The following is a 15,542-nucleotide window of genomic DNA, read 5'->3' as shown; positions in this document are numbered from 1 at the left end:
GCGAACTAAAGTAAAAGAAGGACGGGACGAAAATGAGAGTATTTATGTTTGAAAAGCCGCTCGGCATGCGGGATACGTTGCCGGATGTATATAAAACAAAACGTGCGTTGCGCGAAGCGATGATGCAAGAAATCGAAACGTGGGGATATTCGTTTATTGAAACGCCAACGCTAGAATATGATGAAACGGTCGGAAAGGCATCGGCCATTTTAGATCAGCAACTATTTAAGTTGCTTGATCGTGAAGGACATACACTCGTGTTGCGTCCAGATATGACTGCTCCTATTGCTCGTTTAGCGGCCTCAAAGCTGTATGAGGAAGGTTGTCCGCTCCGTTTAGCGTATGCAGCAAATGTGTTTCGCGCTCAACAGCGGGAAGGAGGGCGACCGGCAGAGTTTGAACAAGTGGGTGTGGAATACATCGGAGACGGCACGATGTATGCTGATGCGGAAGTGATTAGTTTAATGATTTTTGCGTTAAAGCGGGCCGGACTATGTGATTTTACGGTAACGATTGGTCATATTGGTTATGTTGATGCGTTATTTTTCGATGTTTTGCGTCAAGAACAACGAGTAGAAACGTTGCGCCGCTTTTTATACGAAAAAAATTACGTCGGTTATCGAGAACACGTCAAGTCATTGCCGCTTTCTTCGATTGATCGCGATCGCCTTTTACGCCTTTTAACATTAAGGGGTGGAGAGGAAGTCATTGCAGAAGCAAAAACGTATGCAACGACAGAGGCAGAGCAGCGCGCTCTTGATGAATTAGAACAATTATGGACGTATGTTGACCAATATGGCGTTACGGATATGGTGAAATTAGATATGAGCTTAGTGAGCCATATGAGTTACTATACCGGCGTTCTTTTTGAAGTGTACGCAAAAAATGTTGGATTTTTACTTGGAAATGGTGGACGATACGATGAATTGCTGGCGAAATTTCATCGCCCGTCCCCTGCGACTGGCTTTAGCGTGCGGCTCGATCGTTTGATGGAAGCGATTGGGGAGCAACGCCGTAGAGAAAAAACGACGTGCATCATTTTTAGTCAAGAACGTTTCGCTGAGGCGTATGCGAAAGCGACGGAAATGAGACAAAAAGGAGAAAACGTCGTATTGCAGCACGTCGCAGGCATTCAAAATATGGATCCATTTACGGCATCGTTTGATGACGTGGTGTATGTACTAGGGAAACGCGGAAAGGATGAACGATGATGCTGACGGTTGCTATGCCAAAAGGACGTATTTTTACGGAGGCGCTCGTACTGTTAAAACAAGCGGGCTACGACATTCCTGATGACTTAGAACATTCACGAAAGTTGATGATTGACGTCCCAAATGAACAGTTACGCTTTATTTTAGCGAAGCCGATGGACGTAGTGACATATGTTGAACACGGGGTTGCCGATGTCGGCATTGCTGGGAAAGATGTGCTTCTTGAGGAAGAGCGAGATGTGTATGAAATGTTAGATTTGCGCATTAGTCCTTGTTATTTGGCGGTAGCAGGGTTGCCGAATACGCGCGTTCACCCGATCGCCCCAAGAGTCGCAACAAAGTATCCAAATATTGCATCGACATATTTTCGTGAACAAGGGGAGCAAGTTGAAATTATTAAACTGAATGGGTCAGTGGAATTAGCACCGCTGATCGGTTTAGCGGAACGAATTGTCGACATTGTTTCGACAGGGCGAACGTTAAAAGAAAACGGGCTCGTTGAGCTTGAACGAATTGTTCATGTGACGTCGCGTTTTATTGTGAATCCAGTGAGTTATCGCATGCAAGATCGAGCGATTGAACATATGGTTGATCGTTTAACATATGCGATCGAGAAAGCGAGGGAGAGCAATGAGAATTGAACGTGTGCAAGGGACGGTCTCGCTTCGGCGGACGATTGAAAGCGGAACGGAAGAACAAAGACAAGCGGTGAAACGAATGATTGAGGATGTGCGAAATAACGGAGATGCCGCGCTAAAAAAATATACGGAAATGTTTGATGGCATTTCACTTCATACGCTAGCGGTTACGCAAGAAGAAATTGAAGAAGCGTATTGGCTCATTGACGAAGAAATGGTTCATATTATTCGCGAAGCGGCACAAAACATTCGCGAATATCACGAGCGGCAACGCACGACGTCATGGTTTATGACGCGCGAAGATGGAACGATTCTTGGCCAAAAAGTGACGCCTCTTGATGCGGTCGGTTTATATGTGCCGGGTGGAACAGCAGCTTATCCGTCATCGGTATTGATGAATGTCATTCCTGCGCAAGTGGCTGGAGTAAAGCGCATCGTCATCGTTTCCCCGCCAAATGAGCGTGGAACGTTGCCGGCTGCTGTACTTGTTGCGGCATGTGAGCTTGGTGTTCAAGAAATATATAAAGTTGGCGGCGCTCAAGCGATTGCTGCATTAGCGTACGGCACGGAGACGATTGAGCCAGTCGATAAAATTTTTGGACCTGGAAACATTTATGTCGCACTCGCGAAACGAGAAGTGTTCGGTCAAGTCGATATTGATATGATTGCGGGACCGAGCGAAATTGTTGTGCTAGCGGATGAGACGGCAAAGCCGAATGAAATTGCGGCGGATTTATTATCGCAGGCGGAACATGATGAACGAGCGGTTAGCATATTTGTTACACCGTCTTTACAGCTTGCGTTAAAAGTAGAAGAAGAAGTCGAAAAGCAATTAGCTACCCTCCCGCGAAAAAACATCGCACAAAAAGCGATCCGTGATTATGGTGTCATTTATGTGACCGATACGATGAAACAAGCGATTGACGTTGTGAACGAATTAGCGCCAGAACATTTAGAAATTATGACGGCCGAGCCGTTTGAGCAATTAAGTGACATTCGACATGCAGGTGCGATATTTTTAGGTCCGTACAGCTCTGAACCGGTTGGAGATTATTTTGCGGGAACGAATCATGTATTACCGACAAATGGTACCGCTCGTTTTTCTTCTGGGCTAACAGTCGACGCATTTATGAAAAAGTCAAGCATCGTTTTTTATAGCGAGCAAGCATGGAAACAACATGTGGAAAAAATTGCAGCATTTGCGCGGTTAGAAGGGCTTGAAGCACATGCGCGAGCAGTAGAGGAACGATTGAAAAGGAGAGAAAAATGATGCGAACAGCGACAATCAAACGGGTGACGAATGAAACACAAATTGAGCTTTCGTTTACGATTGATGGGGAAGGAAAGGCGGAGTTAGAAACAGGGGTTCCGTTTTTAACACATATGCTTGATTTGTTTACAAAACATGGACATTTTAATTTATTTGTTCACGCAAAAGGAGATACGCACATTGACGATCATCATACGACGGAAGATATTGGCATTTGTTTAGGGCAAGCGATTCGAGAAGCGCTCGGTGATAAAAAAGGGATCAAACGATACGGAAATGCGCTCGTTCCGATGGACGATGCGCTTGCCCAAGTCGTGATTGATGTAAGCAATCGTCCACATCTTGAGTTTCGCGGCCAGTTTCCGAGTGAAAAAGTAGGGACGTTTGATGTCGAGCTCGTGCACGAATTTTTATGGAAACTAGCATTAGAAGCACGAATGAATGTACATGTCATCATCCATTACGGTCGCAATACGCACCATATGATTGAAGCAGTATTTAAAGCACTCGCTCGTGCGCTCGATGAGGCAACGATGATCGATCCGCGCGTGAAATCGGTACCGTCGACGAAAGGGATGTTGTAAATGATCGGCATCATTGATTATGGAATGGGAAATTTATATAGCGTCAGTAAAGCGTTAGAACGGCTAAACGTGCCGTATATTGTTGAAAGTGATCAAGATAAACTGCGCCAAGCAGATGGCTTCATTTTACCGGGCGTTGGATCATTTAAAGATGCGATGCACATATTGACGGAAACGAAGCTAGACTCATTTATTCATGAACAAGTAGCAAAAGGAAAGCCGATTCTCGGCATTTGCTTAGGGATGCAACTATTGTTTGAAGAAAGCGAAGAAAACGGTTTGACGGCTGGGTTAAAGTTGCTTCCAGGTCGCGTCGTTCGTTTTAGCGGTATGACAAAAGAGGGAAAACGATATAAAGTACCACATATGGGATGGAACGAGCTCATTTTTCATCAACCATCTCCGCTTTTTGATGGTGTTGACCGAGGGCATGTATATTTCGTTCATTCGTATTATGTGCAAACGAATGAACCAACGGTTGTGCTAGCTAGCGCCCAATATGATGTGGAAGTTCCTGCGGTTGTTGGATGTGGCACAATATTTGGTACACAATTTCATCCCGAGAAAAGCGGAACGCTCGGTATGCGTCTATTGCAAAACTATGCGAGGATTGTAGAAAGGGAGAGGGGCTAATGTTTACCATTTATCCAGCGATCGATATGCGCAACGGAAAGTGCGTTCGTCTTATACAAGGAGATTACAATCAGGAAACAGTATACGGACATTCCCCGGTTGAAATGGCTCGTTCGTTTGTTTCGCAAGGTGCGACATGGATTCATATGGTCGATTTAGATGGAGCAAAAGAAGGGAGACGAGTGAACGATGCGTTCGTCGTTGAAGTAGCAAAGAAGCTTGGAGTAAACGTTCAAATTGGTGGTGGCATTCGCACGGAAGAAGATGTTGCCTATTATTTAGAGCAAGGTGTGGCGCGCGTCATTTTAGGGAGCGCAGCCATTTCCAATCCTCCGTTTGTGAAAGCGATGCTTCGCACATATGGTGAGCGCATTGTCATCGGCATTGATGCGAAAAATGGGTTTGTTGCGACAGAAGGATGGACGCATACATCAACGATCGAAGCGGTTGAACTTGGCAAACAGCTTGCGGAAGCTGGAGCGGAAACATTTATTTTTACGGATATTGCGACAGACGGCATGTTATCAGGGCCAAATATCGATGCGGTCGTTCGATTAGCGAAAGAAACGAACAAACGTGTTATCGCCTCCGGAGGCATTCGCTCGCTTGATGATTTACGCGCTTTAAAACAATTCGAAAACGACGGAGTATGTGGAGCAATTGTCGGCAAAGCGTTATATACAAATCAGTTTACCGTCGCTGAGGCGTTAAAGGCGGTGGAGAAATGATTACAAAACGCATTATCCCTTGTTTAGATGTGAAAGATGGTCGCGTCGTAAAAGGTGTACAATTTGTTTCGTTGCGCGATGCGGGCGATCCGGTTGAGCTTGCGCGCATATACGATGAGCAAGGGGCGGACGAGCTTGTGTTTTTAGATATTTCCGCATCACATGAAGGACGAAAAACGATGGTAGACGTCGTTCGGCGCGTTGCTGCTCAGCTTGCGATCCCGTTTACTGTCGGAGGCGGCATTCGCACATTAGAAGATATGAAAACGATTTTGCGTGCGGGTGCGGACAAAGTGTCTGTCAATACATCGGCATTGTTGCGTCCAGAGCTTATTACAGAAGGGGCACAATTTTTTGGTTCGCAATGTATTGTTGTCGCGATTGACGCAAAGTACGATCCAACGATGCAATCGTGGCGTGTTTATACGCACGGCGGTCGACGTCCGACGGATTGGGAAGTTGTTGCATGGGCGAAAGAAGCTGTGAAGCGCGGAGCAGGAGAAATTTTATTAACAAGCATGGATCGCGATGGCGGAAAAGACGGCTTTGATTTGGCGTTGACGAAACGAGTAAGTGAAGCGGTATCCGTCCCTGTTATTGCATCGGGAGGGGCAGGGTGCGCTCAACATTTTGTCGAGGTGTTTCAAACGGCTCAAGCAGATGCCGCATTAGCTGCTTCGATTTTTCATTATAAAGAAACGTCTGTCCAGCAAGTGAAACAATACGTGCGCGAAAAGGGGGTAAACGTTCGATGAATATTCGATTTAATGAGCAAGGGCTTGTGCCGGCAATCGTACAAGATGCACATAGTAAAGAAGTGTTGACATTAGCATATATGAACGAGCAATCGTTACAAAAAACGTTAGAAACGAAAGAAACATGGTTTTACAGCCGCTCGCGGCAAGAGTTATGGCATAAAGGAGAAACGTCCGGAAACGTACAAAAAGTTGTTGATATTCGCTACGACTGTGATGCAGATGCGCTTCTTATTCTTGTTGAGCCGAAAGGACCGGCATGCCACACAGGAGAGTACTCTTGTTTTCATCATCGGTTGCAAGGTGAAAAGCCTGTTGTTAAACCAGATCGTTTTGCGGTGCTAAATGTGTTAGAATCGGTCATTGCGGAGCGTGAAGCGAAACGTCCAGAAGGATCGTATACAACATATTTATTTGAAAAGGGAATTGATAAGATCGCAAAAAAAGTTGGAGAAGAATCCGCAGAAGTCATTATTGCAGCAAAAAATCGTTCAAAAGAAGAACTGCGATGGGAAGTAGCCGATTTATTATATCATTTGCTCGTTTTGTTGCGTGAGCAGCGCGTATCGCTCGATGATGTGCTTTCTGTATTAGCGGAGCGTCATCGCTGATCCTTTTTTCCCCATCCATGTTGTTCTGAAGCGAAAATGTGGTATACTTTCTTTCGGTGAAAGAAATCAACATGGAGGGTTCGATGGAAAAACATTTGCAAAAACGTGTCGGAAAAGTCATTCCGTTTATTCAAGACGGTACGTACTTTTTTAATAAAGGATTAACATGTTATCGTCGCCGGGATTTGCATAAAGCGAAAGCATATTTGCAACGGGCGGTGCAACTTGAACCAGAACAAAGCACATTTGCGTGCCAATTGGCGATTGTATTGTCAGAATTGGGGGAATATGCGCAATCGAACGAATGGTTATTGCGCGTTATTGAACATGATAGTCATTTAACGGAATGTTTTTATTTTTTAGCAAACAACTATGCCCACTTAGGGTTATTTGGCGAGGCGGCGAAGTATGCTGAACAGTATATGGAACGCGAGCCAGATGGGGAGTTTGCGGAATATACGCTCGATTTATTAGATATTTTAACGATTGAACAAGATGACGATGAGTGGATCAATTACGATGAGATGTTAATGAAACAAGAACGAGCTCGCGCGTTGCTTGAAAAAGGTGAATTTCAGGAAGCGATTGCTTTGTTTGAAGAAATGATTGAACAACATCCAGAAAATTGGGCTGCTTATAACAATTTAGCGCTCGCTTATTTTTATCAAGGGAATGTCGAAAAAGCAAGACAAACGATCGCATACATTTTGCAACAAAATCCAGGCAATTTGCATGCCCTTTGCAACGATGCGGTGTTTTCGTATTATTTACAAGAGCAAGAGCGATTGTTTTCACTTACCCAGTCGTTGCAAGGAGTATATCCGATTTCACTCGAGCATCGTTACAAGCTTGGAGTGACGTTTGCAATTGTCGGACGCTATGATTTAGCGTTTCAATGGTTCCGTCAATTGCAACGGCGCGGCTTTGAAGGAGATGCACCGTTTTATTATTGGTATGCATATGCTGCATATCATATGGGATATCGCACGTTAGCGGAGTCGATGTGGCAAAAATTAATTGCGCTTCATCCAGATAAAAAAGGAAGCGAGCCGTGGCGCTATCGTGAACAGACGATTGAACATATTCAATCTTTATTTGAAAAGCAAGATGTGGCTTCTTCATTTTATGCGCTATATTTAATTAGCAAATCGTTTATAGCAGACGATTGTCCGTTTCCAAAGCAAGCGTGGTCTCATCCGCTTTTACAACAGTGGAGCGATTACGTATATGATCATGACCGCCAAAAGCCTATGGTAGATGCGCACCGTATTGTCACGTTACTTGTTCAACATAACGGTTTTGAATATGAGCCTTTATATCTTGCTTGGTTTTCTTTCTTCGTTGAGACAATGAAGGAAATTGATTCGTTTTCTAATCACGAAGCGTGGGCGGCGGCGTTTGAATATATGTTTCGTAAACATCGTGGTGAGCGTGTGACGCAGCGAATGATGGCAGAACGTTATGGGGTGTCCGTTGCAACGATCGGAAAGTATGTGAAAGTGATTAAACAGAAGTGGCACGAATGAGCAAGTTAATAGACCCTTTTGTTTTGTTGTATTACGATAGAAATATGGAAACGATAAAATGGAGAAGCATGCAGAAAGGGTGGAAGAAACGTGTCACAAGAAAAAATTTATGATGTCATTATTATCGGTGCAGGTCCGGCAGGAATGACGGCAGCGGTATACACATCGCGGGCGAATTTATCGACGCTTATGCTTGAGCGCGGAGTTCCTGGTGGTCAAATGGCAAATACAGAAGAAGTAGAAAACTATCCAGGTTATGATCATATTCTTGGACCGGAATTGGCGACAAAAATGTTTGAACATGCGAAAAAATTCGGCGCTGAATATGCATACGGCGATGTGAAAGAAGTGATTGATGGCGAACAATATAAAACGGTTGTAACAAGCAACCAACAATATAAAGCGCGTGCGATTATTATTGCGACAGGAGCGGAGTATAAAAAGCTTGGCGTTCCTGGTGAAAAAGAATTAGGGGGACGCGGCGTTTCATATTGTGCAGTATGTGACGGAGCGTTTTTCAAAGGAAAAGAGCTTGTCGTCGTTGGCGGTGGAGACTCGGCAGTAGAAGAAGGCGTATATTTAACACGCTTTGCAAGCAAAGTGACGATCGTTCATCGCCGCGACCAGTTGCGTGCACAAAAAATTTTACAGCAACGCGCGTTTGCAAATGAAAAAATTGATTTCATTTGGAATCATACAGTAAAGCAAATTAACGAAAAAGATGGTCGTGTCGGCAGCGTGACGCTCGTTCATACGCAAACAGGGGAAGAGCGTGAGTTTCCATGTGATGGAGTGTTTATTTACATCGGTATGGTGCCATTAACAAAGCCGTTTGCTTCGCTCGGCATTACGAATGAAAATGGCTACATTGAAACGAACGAATTGATGGAAACAAAAGTGCCTGGCATTTTTGCAGCGGGGGATGTTCGTGAAAAGTCGCTTCGTCAAATTGTTACCGCAACAGGAGACGGAAGTATTGCGGCACAAAGCGCACAACATTACGTAGAAGAACTAAAGGAAAAGCTTAACATTAAGTAATAAAAACGTAATGTTGCTTTAATTGAACTGTAACACGCTTGAAACAATAAAAGAGTATGATAAAAGTAAGTAATTGACCCCCTTTTTATATACACTTGTTGGCACGGGCTTTTGTCCCGTGCTTTCTTTTTTATGTGATGAAAACGTTTCAAAATTTATACTTTGTGACCGTTTGTAAGAAATAGTATAATGAAAAAAACATATTCATTATTGAGGTGAACGGACGTTGCAACGAGTAACGAACTGTGTATTAGTGAAAGACGGACACGTTCTATTGTTGAAAAAGCCTCGGCGTGGCTGGTGGGTGGCGCCGGGTGGAAAAATGGAGCAAGGAGAATCAGTACGAGAAGCTTGTGTGCGCGAATATCGCGAGGAAACAGGCATTTATATTAAAAACCCGCAATTAAAAGGGGTATTTACATTTGTCATGAAACGAGGAGAAGAAGTCGTTTCGGAGTGGATGATGTTCACATTTTTTGCGGAACATTTTGATGGTGAAAACGTATTACAATGTGAAGAAGGGGAACTTGCTTGGCATCCAATTGAGCACATTCCAACGCTTCCGATGGCGCCGGGCGATTACCATATTATTGATTATGTCATTAAAGGAACAGGAATTATGTACGGCACGTTTACGTATACAGAGGAATTTGAGCTGTTGTCTTACCGACTGGATCCGAGTTAAAGAAAGGGGAGAGAAAGATGAGCACAGGTTCAGCGCACATTCAAATGGTTATCATTACCGGTATGTCAGGGGCAGGAAAAACGGTAGCTATCCAAAGTTTTGAAGATTTAGGCTATTTTTGTGTCGATAATTTACCGCCGACCTTATTGCCGAAGTTTCTTGAATTAATTCGTGAATCAGGAAATAAAATGAATAAAATTGCACTCGTCATGGATTTGCGGAGCCGTGACTTTTTTGACCGTCTCTTTGCCGCGCTAGATGATTTAGCAGAAACATCATGGGTGACTCCACAAATTTTATTTTTAGATGCAAGCGATGCGACGCTCGTCAGCCGTTATAAAGAAACGCGCCGTTCTCATCCCCTTGCGCCAAGCGGATTGCCGCTTGAAGGAATTAAGTTGGAGCGCGAGTTGCTTGAAGAATTAAAAGGGCGCGCACAAATGATTATTGATACGTCTAACTTAAAACCGCGGGAGCTGCGTGAAAAAATTGTTCAAACATTTGCAACGCCAGCAACGACAACTTTTTCTGTCAATGTTGTTTCATTCGGGTTTAAATACGGTCTACCGATTGATGCCGATCTCGTTTTTGATGTTCGTTTTTTAACGAATCCGCATTATATTGAACATATGCGGCCAAAAACAGGATTAGATGAAGAAGTATCATCTTACGTATTAAAATGGACGGAAACGCAAAAATTTATTGAAAAAATAACAGATTTGTTGGCGTTTATGCTCCCGCACTATAAACGAGAAGGGAAAAGTCAAGTGGTAATTGCGATCGGATGTACAGGCGGACAGCATCGGTCTGTTACGTTAGCGGAGTATATCGGGCGTTATTTTGCAGACGAATATACAACGCACGTGTCACATCGAGATATTGCGAAAAGAAAGGATACGCACCAATGAAAAAAATCGTTGTGATTGGTGGAGGAACGGGGCTTCCTGTATTGCTTCGCGGGTTAAAGCAATATAATGTTGACTTAACAGCGATCGTGACTGTTGCAGACGACGGTGGCAGTTCAGGAAGATTGCGCGATGAACTCGATATGCCTCCACCTGGAGATATTCGAAATGTGCTTGCTGCTCTTTCAGATGTAGAGCCGCTAATTATTGAATTATTTCAACATCGCTTTGAAAACGGAAATGGGTTATCAGGTCATTCGCTCGGCAACTTAATTTTAGCGGCCATGACGTCAATTACTGGCGATTTCGTGCGCGCGGTTCGTGAAATGGGAAAAGTATTAAATGTGCGTGGAAAAGTGTTGCCGGCAGCAAATGAAAGCGTTGTGTTGCATGCGGAAATGGAAGACGGGACAATTGTATCAGGTGAGTCGAAAATTCCGTATTCCGGAAAGAAAATAAAGCGTGTATTTTTAACTCCGGCAAACATTGAACCGCTAGATGAAACGATTGCCGAATTGCGAACAGCTGATTTAATCGTCATCGGTCCCGGGAGTTTGTACACAAGCATTTTACCGAACTTACTCGTTCCTAAAATTGGCGAAGAGGTATGTCAATCCAAAGCGAAAAAAGTATATATATGCAACGTCATGACTCAGGCGGGAGAAACGTTAAACTATACAGCGAGCGATCATGTGAAAGCGCTGTATGATCATATGGCGTGTGCATTTTTAGATGCAATTATTGTAAACGATGCGCCGATTTTGCCAGAAACAAAGGAGCGGTATGCAAAAGAATTGGCTGCACCTGTCGTTTGTGATACGGCAAAGTTAGAAGCGCTCGGTTTACAAGTCATTTGTGATGCGATCATTGATGAGCGAGATGGAACGGTGCGTCACGATACAAAAAAAGTAGCGGCGTTGCTCCTTTCGCTTCTTGCACCTCCTTCGCACGGCACATATTCATAGGAGGTGAGATTGTTGTCGTTTGCATCGGAAACAAAAAAAGAATTGACGAATATCGAAGTAAAAACGTGTTGTTTAAAAGCAGAGTTATCTGCCTTAATTCGAATGAACGGTTCCATTTCATTTTCCAATCGCCGTTTAGTATTAAATATTCAAACAGAAAATGCTGCGATTGCAAGGCGAATTTATACGTTACTAAAAAAAGGGTACGATGTCGTTGTCGAACTACTTGTTCGTAAAAAGATGCGCCTAAAGAAAAATAACGTATATATTGTCCGCGTTGTCGAAGGAACGCATGAGTTATTGTCGGATTTAAAAATTATGGAAGAAGGATTCTCGTTCGTCCGTTCCATTTCACCAGAGCTTGTGCACAAAAAATGTTGTAAGCGCTCGTATTTGCGTGGCGCGTTTTTAGCCGGGGGATCTGTCAACAATCCGGAAACATCGTCTTATCATTTAGAAATCTTTTCGTTGTATCGTGAGCATAACGAATCGCTTTGTGAACTGATGAACACGAATTTTCATTTACATGCGCGCACGCTCGAGCGAAAAAAAGGTTTTATTACGTATTTAAAAGAAGCAGAGAAAATTGGGGAATTTTTGAGCATTATCGGCGCGCACCAAGCGTTATTGCGATTTGAAGATGTGCGCATCGTGCGCGATATGCGTAATTCTGTCAATCGTCTTGTCAATTGTGAAACAGCGAATTTAAACAAAACGATTGGCGCAGCGTTACGTCAAGTCGAAAACATTCGTTATATTGATGAAACGATTGGCCTTGATCAACTGCCTGAAAAACTTCGTGAAATTGCAAAATTGCGCATCGAATATCAAGATGTAACGTTAAAAGAGCTCGGGGAAATGGTTTCTGGGGGGAAAATTAGTAAATCTGGCATTAACCATCGTCTGCGCAAATTAGATGAAATTGCGGAACGGCTTCGCGCCGGTCAGCCGATTGATTTTCATAAATCTTTGTAAACTATGGGAGGAATGCATAATGGTAGAAAAACAAGTGGAAGTACGCTTAAAAACAGGATTGCAAGCGCGTCCAGCCGCGTTGTTTGTTCAAGAAGCGAACCGCTTTTCAGCTGATGTATATATCGAAAAAGATGGAAAAAAAGTGAATGCGAAAAGTATTATGGGTGTCATGAGTTTAGCGATTCATACAGGGGCGGTCATTACGATTTATGCGAATGGATCCGATGAAAAAGAGGCGTTAAACAAGCTCGTTCAATATGTTGAACAAGAATCATAAAAAAACAAGGCGGGATGGCCGCCTTGTTTTACTTTTCATCGACGCGTGTCAATACACGGTCAATTAAACCGTATTCTTTTGCCTTTTCTGCTGTCATAAAGTTGTCGCGGTCTGTGTCGCGCTCAATGACTTCAATTGGTTGCCCTGTATTTTCAGACAAAATACGATTTAATTTATCGCGCAAGAATAAAATGCGTTTTGCTGCAATTTCGATTTCTGTCGCTTGACCTTGCACGCCACCAAGCGGCTGATGAATCATAATTTCACTATTCGGCAATGCGAAACGTTTTCCTTTGGCACCTGCCGCAAGTAAAAACGCTCCCATAGAAGCCGCCATACCGATACAAATGGTCGATACGTCTGGTTTAATAAATTGCATCGTATCGTAAATCGCCATGCCTGCTGTAATCGATCCACCAGGGCTGTTAATGTAAAGAGAAATGTCTTTCTCAGGATCTTCAGCTGCTAAAAATAAAAGCTGAGAAACGATCGAGTTGGCGACATGATCGTCAATCGGGCTTCCTAAAATAATAATGCGGTCTTTTAATAAACGGGAGTAAATGTCATAGGCGCGCTCCCCGCGGCTTGTTTGTTCAATAACTGTAGGAATTAAGTTCATACTCTTCCTCCTCCGATCATTCGTTTTTTTATGTACTTTTATCATACAAAAAAGGTCAATAAAGGTCAAATGAAATCCCTTTTGCTTATATGTATTCGCGTTTTTTGTTCATCATCCCTTCTTTCATCGTTTCCGCTTTCCGAAATTTTAAACGTCATGGCTATTGCATTTTTTTTTCTTCTTCACTATAATGGTAAGTGCATTTATCGTTATGCCCTCGTAGTGTAGTGGATAGCACGAGAGATTCCGGTTCTCTTAGCGTGGGTTCGAATCCTGCCGAGGGCGTTATGGAACCCTGCTTGCGTCGCAAGCAGGGTTTTTGTTTACAAAAATAAAGTCCGGTGTGCCGCACCGGACGAATAGATGAATGTTGCGAGGCTTGCTCGCTTGTTCTATAAGAATGATAACATGCCTTCGATGCATATGCATAGTAGAAAAAACATCCAATATGTTTTTATCGTCTCTTTCTGATCGAGATGATAAAATGAGGATGAAGGGAGATGGCATGAATGGAGATGCAATTAACGCAAAGACAAGAACTAAAAGTTGCGTTGACAAAAGAGCTTGTCCAAGCGATTGAATTGTTGCAATATTCGACAGTAGAATTGCAATCGCTTTTACACGAACAAGCGCTTGAAAATCCATTTATCGAGCTACGTGAGCGAAAACGGCCGATTCATAGGCGGCGTGAGCAAACAGATCGGATGGATTATATCGAAAATGTAAGCGCTTTTAAACATTCGCTTCCTTCCCATTTGCATGCCCAACTTGTCGGTATGCGTGTATCGAATGAGCATAAAAAAGCGCTCGATTATTTAATTGCTTCGCTTGATGAATGGGGTTACTTGCATACGACGATTGCGGAGGCGGCTTGCCATCTTCAATTGGAAGAAACGGTTGTGTCAAATGCTCTGCATATGTTACGTTCACTTGATCCAGCGGGAGTAGGAGCGGAAAATTTGTCACATTGTTTATATTTACAACTCATTCGTCTTCCAGAAAGGGATGAGTTAGCGGAGAACATTGTCACGGAGTATTTTGAACCGTTTGTCAATAAAAAGTGGAAAGAAATAAAAGCGAAACTAGGTGTGGAATTAAGCGATTTACAACGAGTGTGGGAACTGATTCGCACGCTTCATCCACGTCCAGGAAGTTTATATAATGATGAGCAAATGACGTATATTGTACCGGATGTCATCGTTTCATACGATAACGGAACATGGACGGTGACGATGAATGAAGAAATCGTTCCAACGGTTGTATGGAATGAAGCGTATGAACGGAAAGTACAGACGGACGATCCGCATGTTCGAAAATATATCGAAGAAAAAAGGCAGCAGTTTCAGTGGATTCAGCGGTGTTTAACTCAACGAGCGACGACGATGGAGAGAATTACGCTCGAGTTAATCGATAAGCAACGCGATTATTTTGAAAAAGGTTCGCTCCATATGAAACCGCTCACGATGCGTGATGTTGCTGCTTCATTAAACATGCATGAATCGACAGTTAGTCGCGCAGTAAAAAATAAATATATGCAAACGCCTCATGGGTTAATTGAAATGCGTCGCTTTTTCACTAGTGGTGTAGATGATGCGTCGCAAGAAAAAGTAAAAAGTTTAATTGCTGAACTGATTAAACAAGAAAATAGCCAAAAACCTCTTTCTGATCAAAACATTGCTGATTTACTTGAACAACGTTACAATATTTGTGTTGCACGGCGGACGGTTGCAAAATATCGCGAACAGCTTCATATTCCGCCAGCTTCGAAACGAAAGCAATATGCGTAAGAGGGGAAAAACATGAAAGTGATCGTATATTCGAAAGAAAATTGCTGTCTTTGTGATGAGGCGAAAGCGATTCTTCGAGAGTTACAAGTGGAATGGGAAGAAGTCGATATTTACAAAGACGAACAATTGCTTGAGCAGTATCATCTCATCATTCCGGTCATTGAAGTCGATGGAGAGATGATTGCATATGGCCGCATTCACAAAGATGTCATAAGAAAGCGATTACAACAAAAATGAAGCAGTTGAACAATGTTTCACTTCCTGTTACAATGAAGTTGTAGCAGGGGTGAATTTTTTTACACAAAGTGGGACACAATACGCCATGGTGGGACTTA

The 15,542-nt window shown here is 43.2% G+C and carries 18 protein-coding genes and 1 tRNA gene; 18 read left to right on the top strand and 1 reads right to left on the bottom strand.

Features of this window, described 5'->3' with window-relative positions; all coding sequences use genetic code 11:
• Window positions 1-32: 32 nt before the first annotated feature.
• The 15 genes from AFK25_RS12995 (at window position 33) to AFK25_RS12925 (ending at window position 12,801) form a co-directional block, all read left to right on the top strand.
• Window positions 33-1,211: an ATP phosphoribosyltransferase regulatory subunit gene (locus AFK25_RS12995; RefSeq protein ID WP_009362307.1), complete on the top strand. Its 1,179-nt coding sequence runs from the start codon at window positions 33-35 to the stop codon at window positions 1,209-1,211.
• A complete protein-coding gene (hisG, locus tag AFK25_RS12990) occupies window positions 1,211-1,852 on the top strand; it encodes an ATP phosphoribosyltransferase (protein WP_026011628.1) in 642 nt (213 codons plus the stop codon). Before AFK25_RS12995 ends, hisG begins: the two co-directional genes overlap by 1 nt.
• The gene (gene hisD, locus AFK25_RS12985) at window positions 1,842-3,119 is read left to right on the top strand and encodes a histidinol dehydrogenase (protein ID WP_035066222.1); all 1,278 of its coding nucleotides are present in this window, start codon (window positions 1,842-1,844) and stop codon (window positions 3,117-3,119) included. Before hisG ends, hisD begins: the two co-directional genes overlap by 11 nt.
• Window positions 3,116-3,703, top strand: coding sequence for an imidazoleglycerol-phosphate dehydratase HisB (gene hisB / locus AFK25_RS12980; RefSeq protein WP_035066225.1), 588 nt, complete (start codon window positions 3,116-3,118; stop codon window positions 3,701-3,703). The genes hisD and hisB overlap by 4 nt, the downstream gene beginning before the upstream one ends.
• Window positions 3,704-4,336 (top strand): imidazole glycerol phosphate synthase subunit HisH, encoded by a 633-nt coding sequence (hisH, locus tag AFK25_RS12975; RefSeq protein WP_035066228.1) that lies wholly within the window; start codon window positions 3,704-3,706, stop codon window positions 4,334-4,336.
• On the top strand, window positions 4,336-5,064 hold the full coding sequence (hisA, locus tag AFK25_RS12970; protein WP_035066231.1) for a 1-(5-phosphoribosyl)-5-[(5-phosphoribosylamino)methylideneamino]imidazole-4-carboxamide isomerase: 729 nt from the start codon (window positions 4,336-4,338) through the stop codon (window positions 5,062-5,064). The genes hisH and hisA overlap by 1 nt, the downstream gene beginning before the upstream one ends.
• Entirely contained in the window at window positions 5,061-5,819 is a 759-nt protein-coding gene (gene hisF / locus AFK25_RS12965) for an imidazole glycerol phosphate synthase subunit HisF (protein ID WP_035066234.1), read from the top strand. The genes hisA and hisF overlap by 4 nt, the downstream gene beginning before the upstream one ends.
• Window positions 5,816-6,430: a bifunctional phosphoribosyl-AMP cyclohydrolase/phosphoribosyl-ATP diphosphatase HisIE gene (hisIE, locus tag AFK25_RS12960; RefSeq protein ID WP_009362300.1), complete on the top strand. Its 615-nt coding sequence runs from the start codon at window positions 5,816-5,818 to the stop codon at window positions 6,428-6,430. The genes hisF and hisIE overlap by 4 nt, the downstream gene beginning before the upstream one ends.
• Window positions 6,431-6,513: 83 nt before the next feature.
• Window positions 6,514-7,956 (top strand): tetratricopeptide repeat protein, encoded by a 1,443-nt coding sequence (locus AFK25_RS12955; RefSeq protein WP_035066237.1) that lies wholly within the window; start codon window positions 6,514-6,516, stop codon window positions 7,954-7,956.
• A gap of 90 nt (window positions 7,957-8,046) precedes the next feature.
• Entirely contained in the window at window positions 8,047-8,994 is a 948-nt protein-coding gene (trxB, locus tag AFK25_RS12950) for a thioredoxin-disulfide reductase (RefSeq protein WP_009362298.1), read from the top strand.
• A 226-nt stretch (window positions 8,995-9,220) separates the two neighbouring features.
• On the top strand, window positions 9,221-9,679 hold the full coding sequence (locus AFK25_RS12945; protein ID WP_009362297.1) for an NUDIX hydrolase: 459 nt from the start codon (window positions 9,221-9,223) through the stop codon (window positions 9,677-9,679).
• A gap of 17 nt (window positions 9,680-9,696) precedes the next feature.
• Window positions 9,697-10,587, top strand: coding sequence for an RNase adapter RapZ (gene rapZ, locus AFK25_RS12940; RefSeq protein ID WP_035066241.1), 891 nt, complete (start codon window positions 9,697-9,699; stop codon window positions 10,585-10,587).
• Complete coding sequence (locus AFK25_RS12935) at window positions 10,584-11,549, top strand: gluconeogenesis factor YvcK family protein (protein ID WP_019417457.1); 966 nt, start codon at window positions 10,584-10,586, stop codon at window positions 11,547-11,549. Before rapZ ends, AFK25_RS12935 begins: the two co-directional genes overlap by 4 nt.
• Window positions 11,550-11,561: 12 nt before the next feature.
• Complete coding sequence (whiA, locus tag AFK25_RS12930) at window positions 11,562-12,524, top strand: DNA-binding protein WhiA (RefSeq protein ID WP_009362294.1); 963 nt, start codon at window positions 11,562-11,564, stop codon at window positions 12,522-12,524.
• A 19-nt stretch (window positions 12,525-12,543) separates the two neighbouring features.
• Complete coding sequence (locus tag AFK25_RS12925) at window positions 12,544-12,801, top strand: HPr family phosphocarrier protein (RefSeq protein WP_035066245.1); 258 nt, start codon at window positions 12,544-12,546, stop codon at window positions 12,799-12,801.
• Between the two features lie 28 nt (window positions 12,802-12,829).
• Here the strand turns inward: AFK25_RS12925 and clpP are convergent, their stop codons facing one another.
• Window positions 12,830-13,465: an ATP-dependent Clp endopeptidase proteolytic subunit ClpP gene (gene clpP, locus AFK25_RS12920; RefSeq protein WP_081957734.1), complete on the bottom strand. Its 636-nt coding sequence runs from the start codon at window positions 13,463-13,465 to the stop codon at window positions 12,830-12,832.
• A 168-nt stretch (window positions 13,466-13,633) separates the two neighbouring features.
• Here clpP and AFK25_RS12915 point away from each other — a divergent pair.
• The 3 genes from AFK25_RS12915 to AFK25_RS12905 all read left to right on the top strand — a co-directional run bounded on the left by AFK25_RS12915 (window position 13,634) and on the right by AFK25_RS12905 (window position 15,444).
• Window positions 13,634-13,705: transfer RNA gene (locus tag AFK25_RS12915), tRNA-Arg, on the top strand.
• A 224-nt stretch (window positions 13,706-13,929) separates the two neighbouring features.
• Window positions 13,930-15,207 carry an RNA polymerase factor sigma-54 gene (rpoN, locus tag AFK25_RS12910; RefSeq protein WP_035066248.1) on the top strand — a complete coding sequence of 426 codons (1,278 nt, stop codon included), beginning with the start codon at window positions 13,930-13,932 and terminating at the stop codon, window positions 15,205-15,207.
• A gap of 12 nt (window positions 15,208-15,219) precedes the next feature.
• Window positions 15,220-15,444 carry a glutaredoxin family protein gene (locus AFK25_RS12905; protein ID WP_009362291.1) on the top strand — a complete coding sequence of 75 codons (225 nt, stop codon included), beginning with the start codon at window positions 15,220-15,222 and terminating at the stop codon, window positions 15,442-15,444.
• Window positions 15,445-15,542: the final 98 nt, after the last annotated feature.

The sequence above is a fragment of the Anoxybacillus gonensis genome, from assembly GCF_001187595.1.
Classification (GTDB): domain Bacteria; phylum Bacillota; class Bacilli; order Bacillales; family Anoxybacillaceae; genus Anoxybacillus; species Anoxybacillus gonensis.
The sequence above is the reverse complement of the archived record's forward strand: the minus strand, read 5'-3'. Positions and strand labels throughout refer to the sequence as shown.